General features: G+C 68.0%; 17 protein-coding genes and 1 pseudogene. 8 read left to right on the forward strand and 10 right to left on the reverse strand.

All coding sequences use genetic code 11. The features are described from left to right. Positions 1–919 precede the first annotated feature (919 nt). Positions 920–1,591, forward strand: coding sequence for a hypothetical protein (locus ACTWP9_RS33425; RefSeq protein ID WP_443250078.1), 672 nt, complete (start codon positions 920–922; stop codon positions 1,589–1,591). A gap of 150 nt (positions 1,592–1,741) precedes the next feature. Here ACTWP9_RS33425 and ACTWP9_RS33430 read toward each other — a convergent pair whose 3' ends face one another. From ACTWP9_RS33430 to ACTWP9_RS33440, 3 genes and pseudogenes are all read right to left on the reverse strand, one after another. After that, positions 1,742–2,599 carry a hypothetical protein gene (locus ACTWP9_RS33430; RefSeq protein WP_443250079.1) on the reverse strand — a complete coding sequence of 286 codons (858 nt, stop codon included), beginning with the start codon at positions 2,597–2,599 and terminating at the stop codon, positions 1,742–1,744. Positions 2,600–2,637: 38 nt separating this feature from the next. After that, a complete protein-coding gene (locus ACTWP9_RS33435; RefSeq protein ID WP_443250080.1) occupies positions 2,638–2,868 on the reverse strand; it encodes a hypothetical protein in 231 nt (76 codons plus the stop codon). 12 nt (positions 2,869–2,880) lie between these two features. Continuing rightward, positions 2,881–3,727: pseudogene (locus ACTWP9_RS33440) on the reverse strand (IS5 family transposase). An 83-nt stretch (positions 3,728–3,810) separates the two neighbouring features. Between ACTWP9_RS33440 and ACTWP9_RS33445 the strand changes: the two are divergent. Both ACTWP9_RS33445 and ACTWP9_RS33450 read left to right on the forward strand, forming a co-directional pair. Further along, entirely contained in the window at positions 3,811–5,565 is a 1,755-nt protein-coding gene (locus tag ACTWP9_RS33445; protein ID WP_443250081.1) for a hypothetical protein, read from the forward strand. A 79-nt stretch (positions 5,566–5,644) separates the two neighbouring features. Further along, a complete protein-coding gene (locus ACTWP9_RS33450) occupies positions 5,645–6,223 on the forward strand; it encodes a hypothetical protein (protein ID WP_443250082.1) in 579 nt (192 codons plus the stop codon). A gap of 460 nt (positions 6,224–6,683) precedes the next feature. Here the strand turns inward: ACTWP9_RS33450 and ACTWP9_RS33455 are convergent, their stop codons facing one another. Beyond that, positions 6,684–7,091, reverse strand: a complete 408-nt coding sequence (locus ACTWP9_RS33455) for a peptidase inhibitor family I36 protein (protein ID WP_443250083.1) — start codon at positions 7,089–7,091, stop codon at positions 6,684–6,686. 262 nt (positions 7,092–7,353) lie between these two features. On the opposite strand from ACTWP9_RS33455, the gene ACTWP9_RS33460 reads away from it, so the two are divergent. The 4 genes from ACTWP9_RS33460 to ACTWP9_RS33475 all read left to right on the forward strand — a co-directional run bounded on the left by ACTWP9_RS33460 (position 7,354) and on the right by ACTWP9_RS33475 (position 9,814). Further along, positions 7,354–7,827 carry a hypothetical protein gene (locus ACTWP9_RS33460; RefSeq protein ID WP_443250084.1) on the forward strand — a complete coding sequence of 158 codons (474 nt, stop codon included), beginning with the start codon at positions 7,354–7,356 and terminating at the stop codon, positions 7,825–7,827. A 520-nt stretch (positions 7,828–8,347) separates the two neighbouring features. Beyond that, a complete protein-coding gene (locus ACTWP9_RS33465) occupies positions 8,348–8,608 on the forward strand; it encodes a hypothetical protein (protein WP_443250085.1) in 261 nt (86 codons plus the stop codon). 176 nt (positions 8,609–8,784) lie between these two features. Beyond that, positions 8,785–9,504, forward strand: coding sequence for a hypothetical protein (locus ACTWP9_RS33470; RefSeq protein WP_443250086.1), 720 nt, complete (start codon positions 8,785–8,787; stop codon positions 9,502–9,504). Between the two features lie 22 nt (positions 9,505–9,526). Continuing rightward, positions 9,527–9,814: a hypothetical protein gene (locus ACTWP9_RS33475; protein ID WP_443250087.1), complete on the forward strand. Its 288-nt coding sequence runs from the start codon at positions 9,527–9,529 to the stop codon at positions 9,812–9,814. Between the two features lie 255 nt (positions 9,815–10,069). Here ACTWP9_RS33475 and ACTWP9_RS33480 read toward each other — a convergent pair whose 3' ends face one another. The 4 genes from ACTWP9_RS33480 to ACTWP9_RS33495 all read right to left on the reverse strand — a co-directional run bounded on the left by ACTWP9_RS33480 (position 10,070) and on the right by ACTWP9_RS33495 (position 13,886). Beyond that, positions 10,070–10,276, reverse strand: a complete 207-nt coding sequence (locus ACTWP9_RS33480) for a hypothetical protein (protein ID WP_443250088.1) — start codon at positions 10,274–10,276, stop codon at positions 10,070–10,072. Between the two features lie 29 nt (positions 10,277–10,305). Then, entirely contained in the window at positions 10,306–11,343 is a 1,038-nt protein-coding gene (locus tag ACTWP9_RS33485) for a methyltransferase domain-containing protein (protein ID WP_443250089.1), read from the reverse strand. Between the two features lie 382 nt (positions 11,344–11,725). Then, positions 11,726–12,232: a haloacid dehalogenase-like hydrolase gene (locus ACTWP9_RS33490; protein WP_443250090.1), complete on the reverse strand. Its 507-nt coding sequence runs from the start codon at positions 12,230–12,232 to the stop codon at positions 11,726–11,728. A 1,111-nt stretch (positions 12,233–13,343) separates the two neighbouring features. After that, on the reverse strand, positions 13,344–13,886 hold the full coding sequence (locus ACTWP9_RS33495; protein ID WP_443250091.1) for a hypothetical protein: 543 nt from the start codon (positions 13,884–13,886) through the stop codon (positions 13,344–13,346). Positions 13,887–14,302: 416 nt separating this feature from the next. Between ACTWP9_RS33495 and ACTWP9_RS33500 the strand changes: the two genes are divergently transcribed. Next, positions 14,303–14,509: a hypothetical protein gene (locus ACTWP9_RS33500; protein ID WP_443250092.1), complete on the forward strand. Its 207-nt coding sequence runs from the start codon at positions 14,303–14,305 to the stop codon at positions 14,507–14,509. A gap of 392 nt (positions 14,510–14,901) precedes the next feature. Here ACTWP9_RS33500 and ACTWP9_RS33505 read toward each other — a convergent pair whose 3' ends face one another. Together ACTWP9_RS33505 and ACTWP9_RS33510 are read right to left on the reverse strand one after the other, a co-directional pair. Further along, the gene (locus ACTWP9_RS33505) at positions 14,902–15,387 is read right to left on the reverse strand and encodes a hypothetical protein (protein WP_443250093.1); all 486 of its coding nucleotides are present in this window, start codon (positions 15,385–15,387) and stop codon (positions 14,902–14,904) included. Between the two features lie 17 nt (positions 15,388–15,404). Continuing rightward, positions 15,405–16,664 (reverse strand): helix-turn-helix domain-containing protein, encoded by a 1,260-nt coding sequence (locus tag ACTWP9_RS33510; protein ID WP_443250094.1) that lies wholly within the window; start codon positions 16,662–16,664, stop codon positions 15,405–15,407. Between the last annotated feature and the right edge of the window lie 245 nt (positions 16,665–16,909).

The following is a 16,909-nucleotide window of genomic DNA, read 5'->3' on the forward strand; positions in this document are numbered from 1 at the left end:
TCGCGCTGCGCGGCAAAGGCCGCCTCGATGTCCTGTAGGGACTCGAACGCCTTGCAGACCGAGGCGAAGCTCAGATGCAGATCAGTCAGCGGCCTGGACAGGGTCATGGCCGCGAGGGCTAGCCCCGCAACCCCGGCCCATCCAGCGCTTTTACGGTGGCGGCCTGGCTGATTGGATCCATTGGCTTCCGCAGGTCAGCAATGGGGCCTGATCGGCTCCTGTCGCGCCAATGGCCGGCCGATGCACTCCGACACAGGCTCCGGTCTCTCTGAAAGGTATGCCCGGCCGGCGGCGTCTGTGTGCACGTGTGCACGGGCACGATGCACGCTTGCACGCGCGCGGCTCCAACTCCTGGCCCCGGGCGAGGGCCGTTCTCACCGTTCTCATGTACAGAGCCACGGCATGTGGTGCGCATCCGGTGCGGCCAGTGCGCATGCATGCGATGCGCACTCTCCGGCGTGCGCATTCGCCCCACGCACAATTGCGCACCGGTCTGCCGACAACGAGGCTCTCCATGCGCATCGGATGCCCTCAGTCCGTGTTCCTTTCCTACTTCTGAGCTGCAGTCCCCGTAGATCAGCCGCTCATGCGTGGGAACGGCGTGATGTGAAAGGGGGCCATCCCGATCAGGTCACCCCACAGCAAGGGCACTCTCATAAGTGACATCGCACCCGCTCCGCAGTAGGTTGACGGACCGCTCAGCGGGTGTCGATCGGGGGTGAAGCGACGATGGATACGGTGTCGCTGGTCTCGGCGGCCGTCTCAGTGGCGGGCGCGGCGGTGACCGTGGTGCTGGGCGGGTTGTTCGAGTGGCGTCGCCGGCGCTCCGAACTCGAACTCGCCCGCCGGGCACACGCGAGCCGTTACCGCGATCCGCTGCTTCAGGCGGCATCGAGTTTCCAGGCGCCTGGGCAACGCCGTGGGGTGGCTGTCCGGAGGGACACCGACTCAGATTGCCCCCGGTACTGACCGGCAGGCGGAGTACATCCGATACGAGAGCCTCTACCGGGCGGCCGTCTACCAGGGCTGGGTGAACATCCTCTTCCAGGAAGCGGGCTTCCTAGACCTGGGCAGCCGTCGGCGCAACCGCCGCCTGATGAAGCGGATCAGCGCAGTGAACAGTGCGATCGCGGGCCATGACGACAATGGGCACACGGGCATCCTGCAGGGCGGTGAACAACGGCTCTGCGGGGAGCTCATGGCGGTGCCGGACGAGCTCGACCAGACACACCGGCGCTGCCTGGGATACCTGGAGTTCCGTACGAAGCTGGAGAAGGATCCGGAGTTCGCACGGCGGTTCCAGCCGGTGCTCGACTATATCGACGGCGTCGCAGGCGTGGACGGTGCGGCGATGCACAGGCGCCTCGTTCTCATCCACAACGCGCTCATCGACCTGATCGACTTTCTCGACCCGCGCCAGGTGTGGGTCCTGGGCGACCGTGTCCGGCTGCCGGTGCCTGACGCACCGGAGATACCCGAGCGGCTGGACCTGATCCACCCTACGCACCGGGCCATAGCCGAAGTCGAAGAGCCGGCCGCCGCGCACGGCGAGAATGAGCCGCCGCCGGAGCCGCAGGAAGTCACGAGCTGAAGACCTTCGCCCCGAGCCAGCGAGAGGGCAGGGCACCAGACCCGACGCGCGGCGCGCGCGCAGCGACGGTCCGACACGACGTCAGTCACACGGCTCCGGACGACGGCGCGCATACGGGGAAGAGCGTGCTGCCTAGCACATCTCGCCCCTTCACAGGTCCCGGTCCCGCTCGGTGCGCACCGGTTGCTGCACCGCGCGAGACCGGGGCTCCGAGCGACCGAACACCGCGACCGCAACCAACCCCGATCTCCGATGGCACTTACAACACCTAACGAAATGCCCTCTGAGGTGGTGGGGGTCGCCCGAGAGCGGACGATCCGGGGGTGGGGCAGCATGGCCGAGACCGTCGGAAGTGGATGCGGGCAGGCTCTGCTGGTTCTGGCCACATCCGCGGTGCCGCGGGGCCGGGTTACGGCGCCGCCGAGTCCGGTATGACGGCGGCGAACAGCACCAGCGAGTCGTCCTGCTCGGAGATGACCCCGGTCGCGACGAGCCGATCGCCGCGTCCACGGACTCCCGGGAGGGGATGCCGAGCCCGTCCAGCGCGGGCGTCACTGGGTCCTCGCCAGCGGGGCGTGGGGCCAGGGGCGGTCCCCAGACCTCCTCCAGCTCGTCGAGCAGTTCCTCCCGGTACTCCGCGAACCCCGCCCACAGGTCCTCCCGGTATTCCCTGTCTTCCCGCAGCAAGGTCGGCTTCTCACCGCTCTGCCACAGCGGGACGATGGCGGGGCCGGTCGGGGCGGAGGACCGCTCGCACAGCTGTCTGACGAAGAGCGGCCACAGCAACTCGTCAACGGGTGGACCGCCACACCATCGCTGTGCGACGGCGACGCAGAGCTCAAAGGGGTGCTCCTTTTCGATCTTCTGGATGCCGAGCAGCACGACCCGGTCGCCGTGCACCCAGGCGTACACGGGCCACGCCTGGAGATACTCCAGCAGGGCGACGGAGAAGTCGGGAGGGTCCGCGTCGAGTGAGTTGTAGTGGGCTCCCCAGCGCTCGTCCAGCACGGCGGCAAACTCGTCCAGTTCCGCCTCGAAGCGCTCTCCTATGGGGCCTGGTAGGCGTAGGATTCGTCGTCGTAGAAGTATTCGCTGATGTGCAGGAAGACCTGGATGCACCTCGGCGTGAGCTCGTACACCTCGTACTCTTCGTGGTGGCCGTCAGAGAACGGAATGGCCAGCAACTGCTCGATGTACGAAGGCCAAGCGGAGGAATCCTCCGGAGGCGGCGGGACAACGGTGCCGTCAGCCTCGCCGACTGTGTCGATCTCGTTCATGACGGCAGTGAATCAGGCTTGGAACTCTCTTCGGAGCGAGTTCAGACGTCTCCAGCATAGGAGTGCGCATCCGAGGGTGAGGAAGGCTTCCTGGATGTCGTCGCGGATCTCCCAGCGGATCCGCAGGCGGCGGAACCAGTGCAGGTGGGCGAATGCTCGCTCCACGACCCAGCGTTGAGTGCCCAGGCCGGAGCCGTGCTCGGTGCCCCGGCGGGCGATCAGAGGCTTCACGCCGAGATCCCGGACCAGTCGGCGGTACTTGTCGTGGTCGTAGCCGCGGTCGCCCAGCACCACGTCGGGGCGGCGTCGAGGCCGGCCGCGCTTGCCCCGCACCGGCGGCACCGCTTCGAGGAGTGGGACCAGTTGGGTGACGTCGTTGCGGTTGCCACCGGTCAAGGTGGCGGCGAGCGGGATGCCGGTGGCGTCGGCGATCAGGTGGTGTTTGCTGCCCGTCCTGCCCCGGTCGACGGGGCTTCGTCCGGTCTTGGTGCCCCCTTTAACGCCCGGATGTGGGAGCCATCGACCACCGCCCGGGAGAAGTCCAGCACGCCTGCGCCGCGGAGCTTGGCGAGCAGGACCTCGTGCAGCCGGGGCCACACGTCGGCCTCGGTCCACTCAGTCAGCCGACGCCAGCACGTCATGCCCGAACCGAAGCCGAGTTCCTGCGGCAGATGTTCCCAGGAGATCCCGGTGTGCAGCACAAACAGGATGCCCTGGAACACCAGCAGGTCAGGATGCCGCTTGCGCCCGGGGTTCCGGGCCCGACGCTCGACCTTGGCAGCAGTGGCTCGATCACCGCGCACAGCTCGTCGTCGACTTCCGATGGCTTCGGCCGCGCCACTCCGCACCCCCGGATCATCGGTCCCGAAGCGATCCAACCACCTCAAAGATCATTTCGTTAGGAGTTGTAAGGGGTGGTGGGAGGTCGGTGCAGGCGCCGAGGTGCCGGCCGAAGGGCTGGAGGACGTCCTCGCCCCCTACCCGGGGCTGGTCGCCCTCGGCAGCGGCGCCGAAGGCGAGCATCTGCTGCTGAACCTGCCCCACGTTCAGGTGCTGTTGCTGGACGGCCCGCCCGAGCGGGTGCGGGAGGTGGCCCGCGCCGTGGCGCTGGACGCGGCCACTTGCGCGTGGAGCGACCACACCGAAATCCTCACCGTCGGCCTCGGTGTCGAGATGCCCGCGCTGCTGCCCAAGGGCCGCGTACGCGCGGTGCCCGACCTGGCGGCCGCCACCCGGGATTTGGGCGAAGTGCTCCTCGAAGCACACCAGCAGGCCACCGAGGAGGGCGCGGAAGCGCCGTTGCCGTGGCTGCTGGTGTGTGCGGCCGAAGCCGATCCCGACCAGGCATGGGCCCTGGCCGACGCACTGTCGGCAGCCCGGGGTACGCCGGTCGCTCTGGTGCTGCCCGCCGACCAGCTGACCGCCGTCTTCCCGCAGGCCGAACGGCTCGACGCCGCCGAGGACGAGGCCCAGCCCTGTGGACTGGCCGGGGCTCCCTTGCGTCTTGGCCGTGTCACCGACGGGGAATACGACGAGCTCCTCACCGGACTACAGGTCGCCGACCAGCCCGCGCATCCGGCGCAAGCCGAGTGGCAGCACGTCCCCCCAGCAGATCCGCCCCAGCCGGATGTCGCCTCAGCCCAACCCCCCGTCGCCGTACCAGATCAGCACGCCACCGAACCGGCGGTGACCGTGCAGGCGAACGGCACGCACTCCGCGGTCCATAAGAGCGACGCAGCCGAGGCTGCGCCCTTCCCCGCTCTGCTGGCTGCTGTCAAAGACCCCGGGCGCCTCCCCGCCGCCCCCCAGCCACACGAGGGGACCAACACCACGGCCGCCGTGGAGAAACCGCTGGACGAAGCACGCCAGTCTGCCCAGGCCCCTGCGAAGCCGGTCGATGCGAGCGCTGCGGCTAACGAGACGGGCGTCGATTCCGAAGAAGATCCGGACGCCCCGCAGATCAACGTGCTGGGCCCAGTCGAGGTCACCGGCGTGACCGCCTCCGGCCACGGCTACGAGATCGCCGCACTGGCAGCCCTGCTCTACCTGCGCCCGGGCCGCAGCGCCTTGGAGCTGTGTGAGGCGATGGACCCGAACAAACCGTGGTCGAAGGCCACCTTGCAGTCGAGGGTCAGCGAGCTGCGCGCCCGGCTGGGCACCGCTCCGGACGGCACCCCCTACCTGCCGCGCGACCGAAATCGGCTGTACCGCTTCTCACCCCAGATGCGATGCGACTGGACCGAGTTCCAGCGCCTGGCCCGCCGGGGGCTGGCAGCCGGATCCCCGGTGGGTCTGCCGGACTTGGAGGCGGCGCTGGCGCTGGTGCGTGGCCGTCCACTGTCCGGGGCGTCGGGCGCTGATCTGCCGTGGGCCACCCCGCTGATTCAGGAGATGCTCTCGCGCATCATCGACGTCGCCCACACCGTCGCCACCTGGCACCGCACAGCGCCCCGCCCCGATCTGGACGCGGCCCGGCGTGCCGTCACCACCGGGCTGGCGGTCGACGACACGGCGGATGTGCTCTACCAGGACTGGATGCGGGTGGAGGCCGCTGCGGGCAATCGCGCCGGTGTCTGCCAGGCCATCGAGCAGATCAACGCGGTCTGCCGCCGCCTGGATGTGGAGCTGCTGCCCGAGACCGAGGCGGTCATCGAAGACGTCCTCGACTCCCCTGCCCGTACCGCTTCCCCCGCGTGAGGATCCTCCCGCAGGAGTCGCCACCTGGCGGCGCCTGCGGGGGCCTTCGTGTTCTGCCCCGCCCAGCCAGGAGTGCCTGATGTCTGTCCATGTCAGCAGCGACATTCGCGAGCATGTCGGTGCCGAGCAGGCTGACCGGTTCGCCCGCTCACGCGTCTTCACCTGCACCGAGTGCGGCGCACGGGGTGATGCGGGCACGGAGCAGGCCGTCGCTACCCTCGCCGTCAGCCCCGAACTCTCCTCACTGGGCGCCGCTCACCAGCGGTGCGTACCGGCAGAGGTGATCCGCCGCTACCCGAGCGGACACCTGCAGCCCGTAACCCGCACCGATCTCATCCCCCGGGCCCTCGGCATTCCCAGCCCCGGCGGCATCCGGCCCGCGCTGCTGCTGGCCTGGGAAGAGGCGGTCACGCTTCTGGCTCACGCGGGAGAGAGCCCAATCTCGCCGGTGCAGCAGTTCCTGCTCGACCAAGGGCTGCACCGTCTCTCATCCCTGGGGAAGGTCCCTCCACCCTCGAACGGCTGGCTCATTCGCCAGGGCCCGGCCGACGCTCTCCAGGTCGACGTGCCCGGGCATCGGCATCTTGAGGACGGCCGGATGACCGCCCCCGCGGCCTGGCGGTCGCTGCTCGCCCCGCCGGGGAAGTCACCCTGCTGATGGGCCAGCTCGACCACGACGTTCTGTACGCGGCCGAGCCGCCCTGGAAGTCCTACGGACAGGCACTGCGGGAAGGCCGCCTGCTGGCCGGCACCGTCCCGGTGACGCTGCTGTAGAGCGATCACCCCGGGCGGCGTCCTGCTGCGGAGCCCGCAGGTGCGGCCGCTTCCTGATGCACGGTCGGGCGTCCCATATCCAAGTCACCCGCTTGGTGCGGCGAAAGGCAGTAACGTCGCTTCGTGCGGCGCACTGGGGAGGGCGGATGCCGACGACGGTCGTGGGGTTCAGGCTCGGCAAGGATGAGACCGGCCGCCAGCAGGCGCTCATCGTGACGCACAACGGCCTGCGGCACGGGGCCCGGCGGAGGGGCCGCACGTCCTGACGCCGCTACGGCGGCTACGGACGCTAACGGTGGGGGTGCGGTGCCGAATGTAAGGGCACCGCACCCCGCCTCGTGGTGCTACCTAGAGAAGGTGATGCAGCTCACCCGGTTGCTGAAGTTGCCTTTGTTGGGACCCGAGTTTTCCCTCAGGTTCCCGTCGCGGGACTTGGGCTTTGCCTCGTACTTGTCAAGGACGTCACCGCGGCAGCCGCGGTCGGGCGCCAGGGTCACGGTGTACTCGGTGTTGTTCACCATCGAGGTTGCCTTGTTGTTGATGGAGGACGGCAGATTCACGTCGGGCCAGGAACTCGAGTCGTGCGTGTGGCGGTATACACCACGCTCGAAGTTGTAGCCCTCGTACAGGCAGATTTGATTGGCTCCGCAGCGAGCTTTGGAGTCGGCCGCCTGAGCGGTCGGGCTGAGGCCGACCAGGCCCGCGGTGCTCAGCGTCAGGACGCTGGCCGATATGGCAAGGGTGCGCTTCACGTACGTCACCTTCGTTTGCGAGGGGAAATTCCGGCAAGAGGGGCGCGGGCCACCGCCGTGGCCGCCGCGAACCCGCGTGCCGACGGGCGGAGTTCGAAGAGATTTCGAACGGCCCGGCGAGGAGGACTCTAAGGGATGTTCGGCCATTGAGCCACGGAATGCTGGAGATTGCCTGCTGCCTTCTCCGTTGCCGGTCGGCCGCCCACGTCGACATCCCGAGGCCGAGTAGCGGGGAAGCTGACGCGAGGTCAGGTTTGCCGCTGTGATCAGCGCCGCGCATGGCCCGTACGGAAAGCCCGGCACGGTCTGCCGCCCCTCCCCGCCTTTCGGACAGAACCCAGTTCATGCCCAAATTGCGCGGATTCGCCAGGAACACGCCGCCCTGCTGCGCCGCGGCTTCACCCGCATTCTGATTCCTCCCGCCTGTGTGCTCCTGGAGGAGGTGGACGAGCCGCCGCTGGCCGACCACCCCTACGGGCCCGACGCTCCCCACCCTCACCGGGAGCTGGTCGAGGCGTTCGTCGGCGCCGTCCCCGCTGAGGGCCGCGAGCTGGAAGAGGCCATCACCGGCTTCTACACCGCCATCGGCGCCCCGCGCCGCCCTGCACCCACCGGGTACACGCTCGGCCCCTGCCTCCACGCCTCCGCACCTGGCACGCACCTACCGGCAGTTGGCCGCAGGCCAGCGCATCGAGCGCGGCTGCGGGGAACCTGCCGGACACACGGTCACCTCTGAAGAGGTCCGCATCCGCATCGGCTCGGCCCAGCGCCGGCTCACCCAGGAGCAGATCGTCCAGTTGCAGGCCGATCTGACCGCACTGCTGTACCTGCAGCGCGCCCGCGCGAAGCGGACCGCTGAGCCGGACAGCAGCATCCGGCGCAGCCCTCATTGCCGCCGCCCACAGAGCGAGGGGAAGGGCCCATGTGACGTGACGCGGTAGGTGATCTCGCCGTTGCAGAGCGGATGGCGTCCACTCACCACAGCCGCGCCGACTTACCACGCCGCTTACCACGGGCATCCGTGATGGAGCCGTGACCGCACGCGGGTGCCGGTGGAAAGCGGGGCGGTAAGGACCCCGGCGAAGAGTTGGGCACTGATCAATCCGCTCCCGGAAGGCAGAGCCCATGACCCGCTCCACCTCTTCACGTCTCCTGACCGTCCTGGCGGGAGTGCTTCTTGCCGGTCTCCTGGGCGGTGCGCCGGCCGCCGAAGCCAAAGACGTCAGCTACCCCGCGCGTGCAAGCACCGCACCTGCTTGACCGTCTCGGTCGACAACAAGGGCCCCGGTACGAGGATCTTCTCCGTGGACATCCGCAAGCCCCGGCACAAGCACGTCCACGCGCGAGCCTGGTGGGCCTACCGCAAGCCCGGCGGCCGCACCCACAAGAGCAAGAGCATGCCGGTGTTCAACCACCGCGGCATCGCCGCCGCCTACTGGTCCCCGGACGTGCGCGTGCCACACAAGACGCTGGTGTGCGCCAAGCTCGGGCACCGCAAGGTGTGCACCCGGGTGTGAGCCCCGGCCCAGGGATTGCATTCGAGCGCGGTCCGAGCACAGCTCCTGGCCCCTCTTCCACCTCTCTGGCGATTCCACTCTGGCGTCTCAGCTGACAGCCACCGTCTACCAAAGGCGTTCACCCATGAACGCCTCTCCCACCTTGCATCGCATGAAATACGCGTCTGGAGCAACACGTGATACTTCGAGTAACCCTGCGCCGCCCCGCATCCCTTGCCTGCGCCGTTGCGCTGATTGCTCTCACGGCTGCATGCAGCAGCAATGACAAAGATCAGGACTCCGAGAACAGCAAAGAATCCGCCGCGCAGCACGCCGCGGAAGGAGTAGTCAGCACGGAAACGGCGGCTCGGCAACTCGACCGCTACGTCGCAGTCAACAACCGCGCGAACAAGACTCAGAACGGCAAGCTGCTCTCCACCGTCGAAGGCGGAGCCCTCCTCGAACAGAGCAAGGCCGACTACAAGCAGTTCACGCTGGCTTCAGCGAAGGAGAAGAAGGAGTACAGCGAACCCTTCTACTACGTCGACCGCCAGTACTACATCCCCAGAAAAGGAACAGCCAGCTGGTTTGCCGTCTCTGCACGTACCAAGGATGACGGAGAAAAGAGCAAGAACCCCACCCTGTTGGTCTTCGACCGTGAAGAAGGTGAGCCCTGGAAGATCGTGGCGAGCCTCCAGGTCCCCAAGGACCGCGCCCTGAATCCGGCCAGGGACAAGCACGGATTCCTCCAGACCGTTCCGGAGTCCGCCAAGCAGGGCAGCGCACAGCCCCCGACCAGCTCAAGTACACGCTCACGAAGCTGTACACGAAGCCCGATGTGTCCGCTGCCGGGTTCAAGCCGAACAAGGTGGCCCGTGACCTGTACAAGACAGCCCGGGAAGCCGCAGCCTCTGTAGGAGAAGGCGGGAAGATGCGCGGATGGTCGGCGGCACTCAGCACACCAAGACCTACGCCATGAAGACGCGCTCCGGGCAGACACTTGCCGTCTTCAACGCGCCGGTGGACAGGACCGTCCGGGTCATGGAGGCCGGCTACACCATCAACCCGAACGAAACCGAACAGATCTATGTAGGAGAAGACGGCGCCCCGGGCTTCCTGACCAGCTACATTCACCAGTCCTCCGCCCTCATCCCTGCCAGCGGCAAGCCCACACTTCTCAGCACCGAATCCCGCCTCATCGGCTGCGAGCGCGAAGACGGATTCTGAACCTTCAGCCAGCCCTCGGCACAGCCGACAGGGCCTTCGGCGGAACAGGCCCCAAGAAGACGGCCCCGGGCCGGACCGCAAGACGGCCCGCCCGGGGCCTTGGGGATGCTCATCTGCTGGTTGCGGAGTGACGGTAACGCCAGGTCCGCGGCTGGGCGCCGCCCTCAGGCAGTCTTGTCATTCGGCAAGGAGATGACCGCAACTTCTTTCGCCTCGCCGAGCGCAGAGTCGAAAGCGGCTGCGACAGCCGCGGCTTCACCGGCCATACCCGTCGATCTCCGCAACCGCGAGGTCGTCGCGCGCGGTGCGAGCGAGAAGTTCGAGCGCGCGATCAACCGTCCCGTGAGGCACCTGCAGTCCATACGACGTGGAGGGGAACCTGGCGGGCTGCTGCATCAGGTGTCGGATTGCTTCGTTCACCTCGGCCACCGCAGGGCTGTGGGCCCGGGGCGGGGTGGTCATGGCTCTACGTTATGGCGCCCCTCTGACACCTACTTCGCCAGCCGCACGCGGTGTCCGCCCGGTTCGGCCGTGACCCCGTAGCGTTCCGGCCCGGGCCGACCCTCACGCTCCCAGTCCGCGTGGGCCTTCTCCAGTTCCTCCCACAGGGACCGCTCGCCCCACTCCCACACCGCCCCCGTGCCGTCGGCGTGCGCGGCCGACCCGCAGCCGTCCTCGACCCACGCCTGGTAGCTGCCGACCCGCTGCTCACCGGACAGATGCACGCCCGGCATCCGCATATGAACGTGCACCTGGAAGCCGAGGTCGGCCACGCAGCGGGTATCCAGCTCGGTCGGAGACCGCCAACTCGGCCCGGTGGGGCGGGTGACGGCGTCCCCGAACGTGCGTGAGGGCATGAAGTCGGCGCCGGCCACAAACCGGCCCTGCGCACTGCCGTCCCCGTCGGCGGTGAGCCGGACGAGACCCGCTCCCCAGATCGGGGCGACGATCACCGCGCCTGGTGAGCTCTGTGCAAGGAGCGCGGCAGGGACGGTACGCACCGAGCAGGTGAGGACGATGCGCTGGTACGGGGCGGTGTCCGGCCAGCCGTGCTCACCGTCTGCGGACACGACCCGGGCCGTCTGGCCGGCCTGGCGCAGCGCCTGCTCGGCGGAGCGCGCGAGGACGGGGTCGACCTCAAGGGTGGTGACGCGGTCGGGGCCGGAACGGTGGGCGAGCAAGGCGGCGTTCCACCCGGTGCCGGTACCGATCTCCAGTACCGCCTCGCCCGGCTGCGGGTCGAGGTGGTGGAGCATCGCCGCGACCATCGACGGCATCGAGCTGGATGAGGTGGGCGTCCCGTCGGGGGCGCGCTGGGTGATGACGGGCTCATCGCGGTACACCAGGTCCCACCAGGAGTCCGGGTCCGTCTCCCTGTCCACGGGGGTGCGTTCGCCGTGGCGCCACACCTGGGCGGGGATGAACCGGTGGCGCGGCATGGCCTCCAGGGCCGGGCGCCACGCACGGGAGAGGTGCCCAGTGTGCTGGAGATGGTCCAGGAGGGCACGGTTGCGTTGTGCGCCGGTCATCAGTCGCTGTCGTCGTTGTCGTCGGGCTGGCTGGGCCCGGAGCCGTCCGGGCTGGGATCGGGCGGTTCGTATGGTCGATCCGAAGGTTCGCCCCTGTGCCGGTCCACGGTGTGCCCTTCTTCCGTCGGCTGTCCAGTCGGGTTGAGGATGGCGAAGGGGGCAACGGCACCGCAAGAGCGCACGGATGCGTCTGCATGCGGTGCGTCTAGGCAGGGTCGAGGCTGTCAGCGGTGATCAGATGAAGGAGAGCTTCCGTGCCGGTGAGGTCGTTGAGTGCAACATCAGCACCGGCCGCCCGCAGCCCGTCAACGGAACTGCGGCCGGTAGCTCCAGCGATCACGCGTACACCCATGGCACGGCCGCCTTCGACGTCGTCGGGGTGTCACCGATGAGGACGGTGTCCCAGGCCATGCTGCCGGACCGCTGGAGGGACAACTCGACGAGGCCGGGGCGGGTGTCGGCGTCCTCGCCGTATGCGCCGGCGTCCCACTCGATGGGTGTCGAGTCCGAAGGTAGCGAGGTTGATCTCCGCGACTGGGCGGACGTTGCCGGATACAACGGTCTGACGCACTCCGGCGGCGGCAAACGCGTTGAGCGCAACAGCGGCACCGGGCAGTGCGTGACCGCGCTCGCGCAGCTCGGCTGCGCACCGGATTTGTTGATCCGTGAGCGCTTCGGCGAAGTTCTCAAAGTCCTGTCGGCTGGCGGTGAGGCCGTGGAGTTTGGCAGTCTCGCGGAAGATGACGGCTTCGGTGATGCCGTCGATCTTGGCTTGCTGCCGCATCGGCTGGCTGGTCACTGCCTCGAACGCGATTGCGGAAAGGGCCCGGCCCACCCCTCGTGTGTCGATCGGCGTGTGGTCGATGTCCCAGAGAACCAGGCCGGCCATATCCGCCCCTCCCTCGGCGAGGTGCTGGCGGCACTACTGTGTGTGTGAGCGGGGCAGTTCGCGGACCATCGCGTCGTAGAACGGCGCGTCCTCCCACGTGACCTGGGCCCGCGGCTGCAAACTCGCTCAGAGAATGCTGGTCGCCGATACCCCAGAGAGGGCTGACGCATCCGACAAGGGCGGCGTGCGCCATACACCGCTGCCCAAAGCCAGGACGGCGGCCTGGTGACCCACGCCCACTCCAGAGGCATCGGCCTGATCAGCCTGATTACCGCCGCGGTGCAAAACCCCGAGACCGTCGGCACCGGCGCGCTCCTGGACCGGTGGACTCAAGCGGCGGCCGAAGACCGCGCCGCAGTGCTGTCCGCCCTCGCGACAAAAGCCCGGACAGCGAACGCGCCGCATCCTCCCACCACGCCAGGCAGCCGTCTTGCGACCTGGCTGTGCCAAGAAGCGTGGTTCTGGCCGATTGAGCAGTCCAGTAGCCCGCCTGAGCCTTTCCTCGTCACCCCGGAGAGTCTCCGTGCCAACCTTGCAGAGCAGTTGGTGGCGGGCGTACTGCTGCTCGCTGCCGTGCACACCGGCCAGCTGCCGCCGGTACCAGCCCGGTGTGAGACCTGTGGCACCGACGTCGGGCTCACCCTCCACGTCGAAGTACAGGGCTCAGGCCCTGGCCTGTACAAGTTCCGGTGCCAGCAGTGCCAGCAGGCCCCGGTGGAACCGCAACGCGTCCCACCCGAGGTGGACGCACTGCTGAGACACCTGGAGGCGAAGCGCGTCCGAGGCCGAGTCACAGGGGCCAGCACATGGGCCTCGCGACCAGGTTCTTCATAGCTCCGTCGGCAAGGCCCCGCATGGCTTACCGCCACGACTCGACGCGCTCCGCTCGTTGTCGGCCGCGTCACCGATGGTGCACGGGTGATCCAGTGATCTCGACGCTGACCAGCAGGCAGCCGTCTTCGATGGCTGGCGCGCTGCGGGGGCTCGCCGTTGATACGCCCGGCCGTCAGGCGGGCGTATCAACGAGGACGTCGACGGCGCGCTCATCCAGCTGGGCGGCGCAGCGCACACCGCGGGCCCGGAAGTGCGCCAAGTCCCGGCCGCCGACGCCTCACGCCGACGCCCAACGGCTCTCCAGGTCAGTAACCACCGGCTTGTTGCCCTCAGCCCACTGATCCGCCGTGGGTGCCTGGGGCCCGGTCGTGGGCGTCTGGGGCTTTGGGGGGTCGACGCACCAGCGCAGGACTTCCAGCATCAACCCGACCGCCCGCTCTGCCGACTCCGTCGAGTAGGCGACGTACTCCGGGCCGGTGTGCGTGTCCAAGGACGGATGGGGAACCGTCTCCTGGGGCTCTTCCCCGTGGTGGACCGCAGCGCCCCGAAGATCGAACAGCCACTCGAACTCGTCAACCCAGAGGGTGTTGCGAGGTCCGGTAGCGAACACGAGCTTCAGGCCCTCGCGGATCACCGAGCGCCGCGGCGTGCGCTTGTCCTTCCACTCGGCCCGGCGTGACTCCGGTACCACCGAGCCGTAGAGGGCATCCAGCGTGTGCGCTGAGGCGGCCACGGCGACCAGCGCAGCGTCGAACTCCTCATTGAGTGCGGAAGACTTCGCCGCGAAGTCGTTCGCTGCAACAGCCCGCTCACGAGCCACGCGGGCGGCTAGCGCTTGGTCGATCGCAATACCGGCCCAGCGCGGCCATTGACGGGCCGCGACCTCAATCCTTCTGGGGCCCTGAACCCGAATTGAAGCAGTCGCTAGGCCAGGATGTGCTTCCGCGCTGACTCGCTTGCTCCCGCACTGCGGGCACTGACGCTCCTCCGGCGCCGGCTACTCAATCGCATCGTCCGGGTACCGGTGCCCGCACTCGGCGCAGAAATGGCCCATGGGGGAGACAGTAAAAAAGGGAGGCTCTGGACGAAAGCCCGACATGTGATGGCTTCGAGATCACAGAACCAGTGATCACCGTCCCGGCAGTGTGCCTTACGTGACAGAACGCCCTGCGAGCCGCTGACCTGCGCTGATCGCCTGCGACCCTGGATAACGCTCGGGGTGATCTCGCCGCGCGGGTGGTGGCCGAACTGCCCGATGAGGAGGCCCGCGACGAGGTCGCCGGGTTGCTGGAGCGAGTGCAGCTGCACCCTCGCCGTTTCCCGGACGCACGAGAGATTCCCGGCGGCGAGTTCCGAGACGCGTTCGGACACTTCTGCTGGGCCCGCTACCGGATCTGCCCGGACGACATCGTGGAGGTGCACGACATCGGCTGGATGCCCTGACCCTCCAGCCCAGTCACCGCGGCGTCCGAGCCGTGGCCAAAGGCTCTTGGGGATGCGCTTGGGCTCCACACCCTCCCCCGGGCGGGCCTTGACCCTCATCACCCGCGCATCCCAGAGGTAGGAGCGGTAGTACGTGCTCAGGCCCCACGTGACCTCAACTGTGTAGACGGTCTGTCCATCTGGCCAGTCAGAACGCTCAACGACCACGCAGTCTTTCCAGCGGCCGTCGATGCGAATGCTCAGCATCGGGGACTGGCCGGGCTTGTAGGCGCGCCATGAGGGCGTCGGTCCCCACTCCGCACGCCATGGCGGCATCATCCGGGCATTGACCCATTCGCTCATGCGTTCTATTCTCTCGCGCCCTCAGCCGCCAGGGAGATTCGACCGCGCGTTCAACCATCCCGTGAGGCGCCTGCTGGCCACACGACGTGGACGGGAATGCCGGTTCGCTTGGCGTAGGCAACGACGTCGGCGGTCCCGCCGTATCCGCGGGCTGGCTGACTGTCCCAGACAGCAACGACCTCGTCCGCCAGGCCGACCAGGATCTCGCTGCCAGCCATGTGGGCCTGGCTGTCGGACTCCACCAGCCCGGTCGAGTGCATCTCGCTCGCGCGGCGCATCAGTTCGTCGTAGATGCCGTGGTGCTCGACTGGCAGGCCGTCGCGGTATTGCTTGGCCGGGATCACAACTTCCAGGCGCCCGCCATGCGCCAGCACGCTCTGAGCAAACCACGCGTCAGGACCGTCAGCGATGCACGAGACAGCCACCAGGTCAGACCCGCCGGCCGCCCGGCGCTCCACTTCGGCGTCGAGCGCGTCCCGGACCAACTTCTCCGTCGCTGCGGGCAGGCCCCGGTGCCCCGTGATGCCAAGCCTCATGTGTACTCCTCCGTCGTCTACAGGTAGGCGCTGTACAGGCGGTCATCGAACTCGCGAACGACCTTGGGTGGTACCGCGGAGACGTAGCCACGTCGCAGCTCCCGCGCCTTCTCTAGAATCCGCCCGGACTTGTATCGCATGCCAGCCTCCAGTGCTGACAAGGCCAGCGCGAAAGCTCCGTCGAGACGGCCCTGAGCCAAGAGCGCAGCGGCCACGTCCAGCACGTACAGCGCTCGCTGCTTCTCATGACCGGAGGAGAGCGCAGCACTCGCGTCATCCTGGGCGGAGAACACCCACTCCGGCCGGCCGAGCCGGGCCCCGCAGGCAAGGCGGCAGGCGGCCACCTTGCTGTGACTGAAGTTGAAGACCCACGGCCACGGAGGAGCTTCTTGGGACATGCTGCTCACGGTACGTGCTGCATCGACGAGCGCCCGGTCCGCCGAGCGCGCGTCCGCCGCGGCGGAGTGGGCGAGGGCTTCTGTGGTGGACAACCAAGCGTTCGCAATCGCCGGGCCCTCCCCGCCCAGCTGTCGACGTGCGGACCGCACGTGTTCAAGTCCTTGCACGGCGTTCCCGATGTGCGCTTCGAACTGGGCGAGGGAACCGAGCTGGTAAGAGATCAGGAGCCGGTTGCCCGACGAGCGGGCCGCCTTGACGGCTGTTCCGTACCAGGTACGGGCAGACCCGTGATCGCCCATGTCCCACGCCAACCATCCGGCCAGGCTCGCAACCTCGCTGCTGACCGCAGCCAGGCGTGCCCGCTGCTCCTTATCCCGGGTCTCGGCGGTCGTGCTTTGCGTCAACCGCAAGTGAGCCTGCACCGGTTCCACGAGCGCTCTCGAGGACGTGGTGCCATCCATGCGGCGGTAGGAAGTAGTAGCCAGACGGAGTGTGGCGGCGTGACCAGTGTCGGCCGCCTGAGCAGCGGGCGGGTCCAGGGCGCTGACAGCTGGTGCTGCGGCAGCTGCTGCGGCACCAGCAAGCAACTTTCGGCGTTCCACTTCCGTTCCATTCGGGGGTGCGTCGCGCGACGCAACGTCGTCGGCGAGGCCCACCAGCCGGGGTGGAGCACCCAGGTAGGTAGCGGCTCTCGCCAGGAGAACCATCTCGTCGTGACGCTCACGGAGTTCCAACCGGGAGATTGCCGATTGGCTGGCGCCGATGGCTTCCGCGAGCTGTTCCTGAGAAACACCAGCCTCCGTCCGGGCCAGCCGAATGACCCTGCCGTAGTTGCCCTGGCGGGCTGCCTCCCGGATCGCCTGCGTAGACCAATTCATGGCTGCCTCTTGCTCCCTTGGTACAGGTAATCCCGCCTTGGCCGGGCGCTCCTACCCGGTAGCCGGGTAACTCGACCCGGCTACCGGGTAGTTGCTGGTCTACTCAGCATGCCCTGCGGTTTGGTCGATCTACTGCCAGTAACCGTGAAGGGGCACAAGATGATCAGCACGCCCAGTACGAGCTCACAGGCGGCATACAGGCGTACTGAGCACACAGCCACTGCGGCAGTCCTTGTTGTCTTCCG

Source organism: Streptomyces sp. 3N207 (assembly GCF_052246355.1).
Classification (GTDB): Bacteria; Actinomycetota; Actinomycetes; order Streptomycetales; family Streptomycetaceae; genus Streptomyces.

What these genes read in the sequence shown, in the direction of transcription:
- ACTWP9_RS33450 (WP_443250082.1), top strand. Translation starts at nt 5,645, where the DNA reads ATGTCTGTCCATGTCAGCAGCGACATTCGCGAGCATGTCGGTGCCGAG.
- ACTWP9_RS33435 (WP_443250080.1), bottom strand. Translation starts at nt 2,868, where the DNA reads ATGAACGAGATCGACACAGTCGGCGAGGCTGACGGCACCGTTGTCCCG.
- ACTWP9_RS33480 (WP_443250088.1), bottom strand. Translation starts at nt 10,276, where the DNA reads ATGACCACCCCGCCCCGGGCCCACAGCCCTGCGGTGGCCGAGGTGAAC.
- ACTWP9_RS33505 (WP_443250093.1), bottom strand. Translation starts at nt 15,387, where the DNA reads ATGAGGCTTGGCATCACGGGGCACCGGGGCCTGCCCGCAGCGACGGAG.
- ACTWP9_RS33475 (WP_443250087.1), top strand. Translation starts at nt 9,527, where the DNA reads ATGGTCGGCGGCACTCAGCACACCAAGACCTACGCCATGAAGACGCGC.
- ACTWP9_RS33510 (WP_443250094.1), bottom strand. Translation starts at nt 16,664, where the DNA reads ATGAATTGGTCTACGCAGGCGATCCGGGAGGCAGCCCGCCAGGGCAAC.
- ACTWP9_RS33485 (WP_443250089.1), bottom strand. Translation starts at nt 11,343, where the DNA reads ATGACCGGCGCACAACGCAACCGTGCCCTCCTGGACCATCTCCAGCAC.
- ACTWP9_RS33490 (WP_443250090.1), bottom strand. Translation starts at nt 12,232, where the DNA reads ATGGCCGGCCTGGTTCTCTGGGACATCGACCACACGCCGATCGACACA.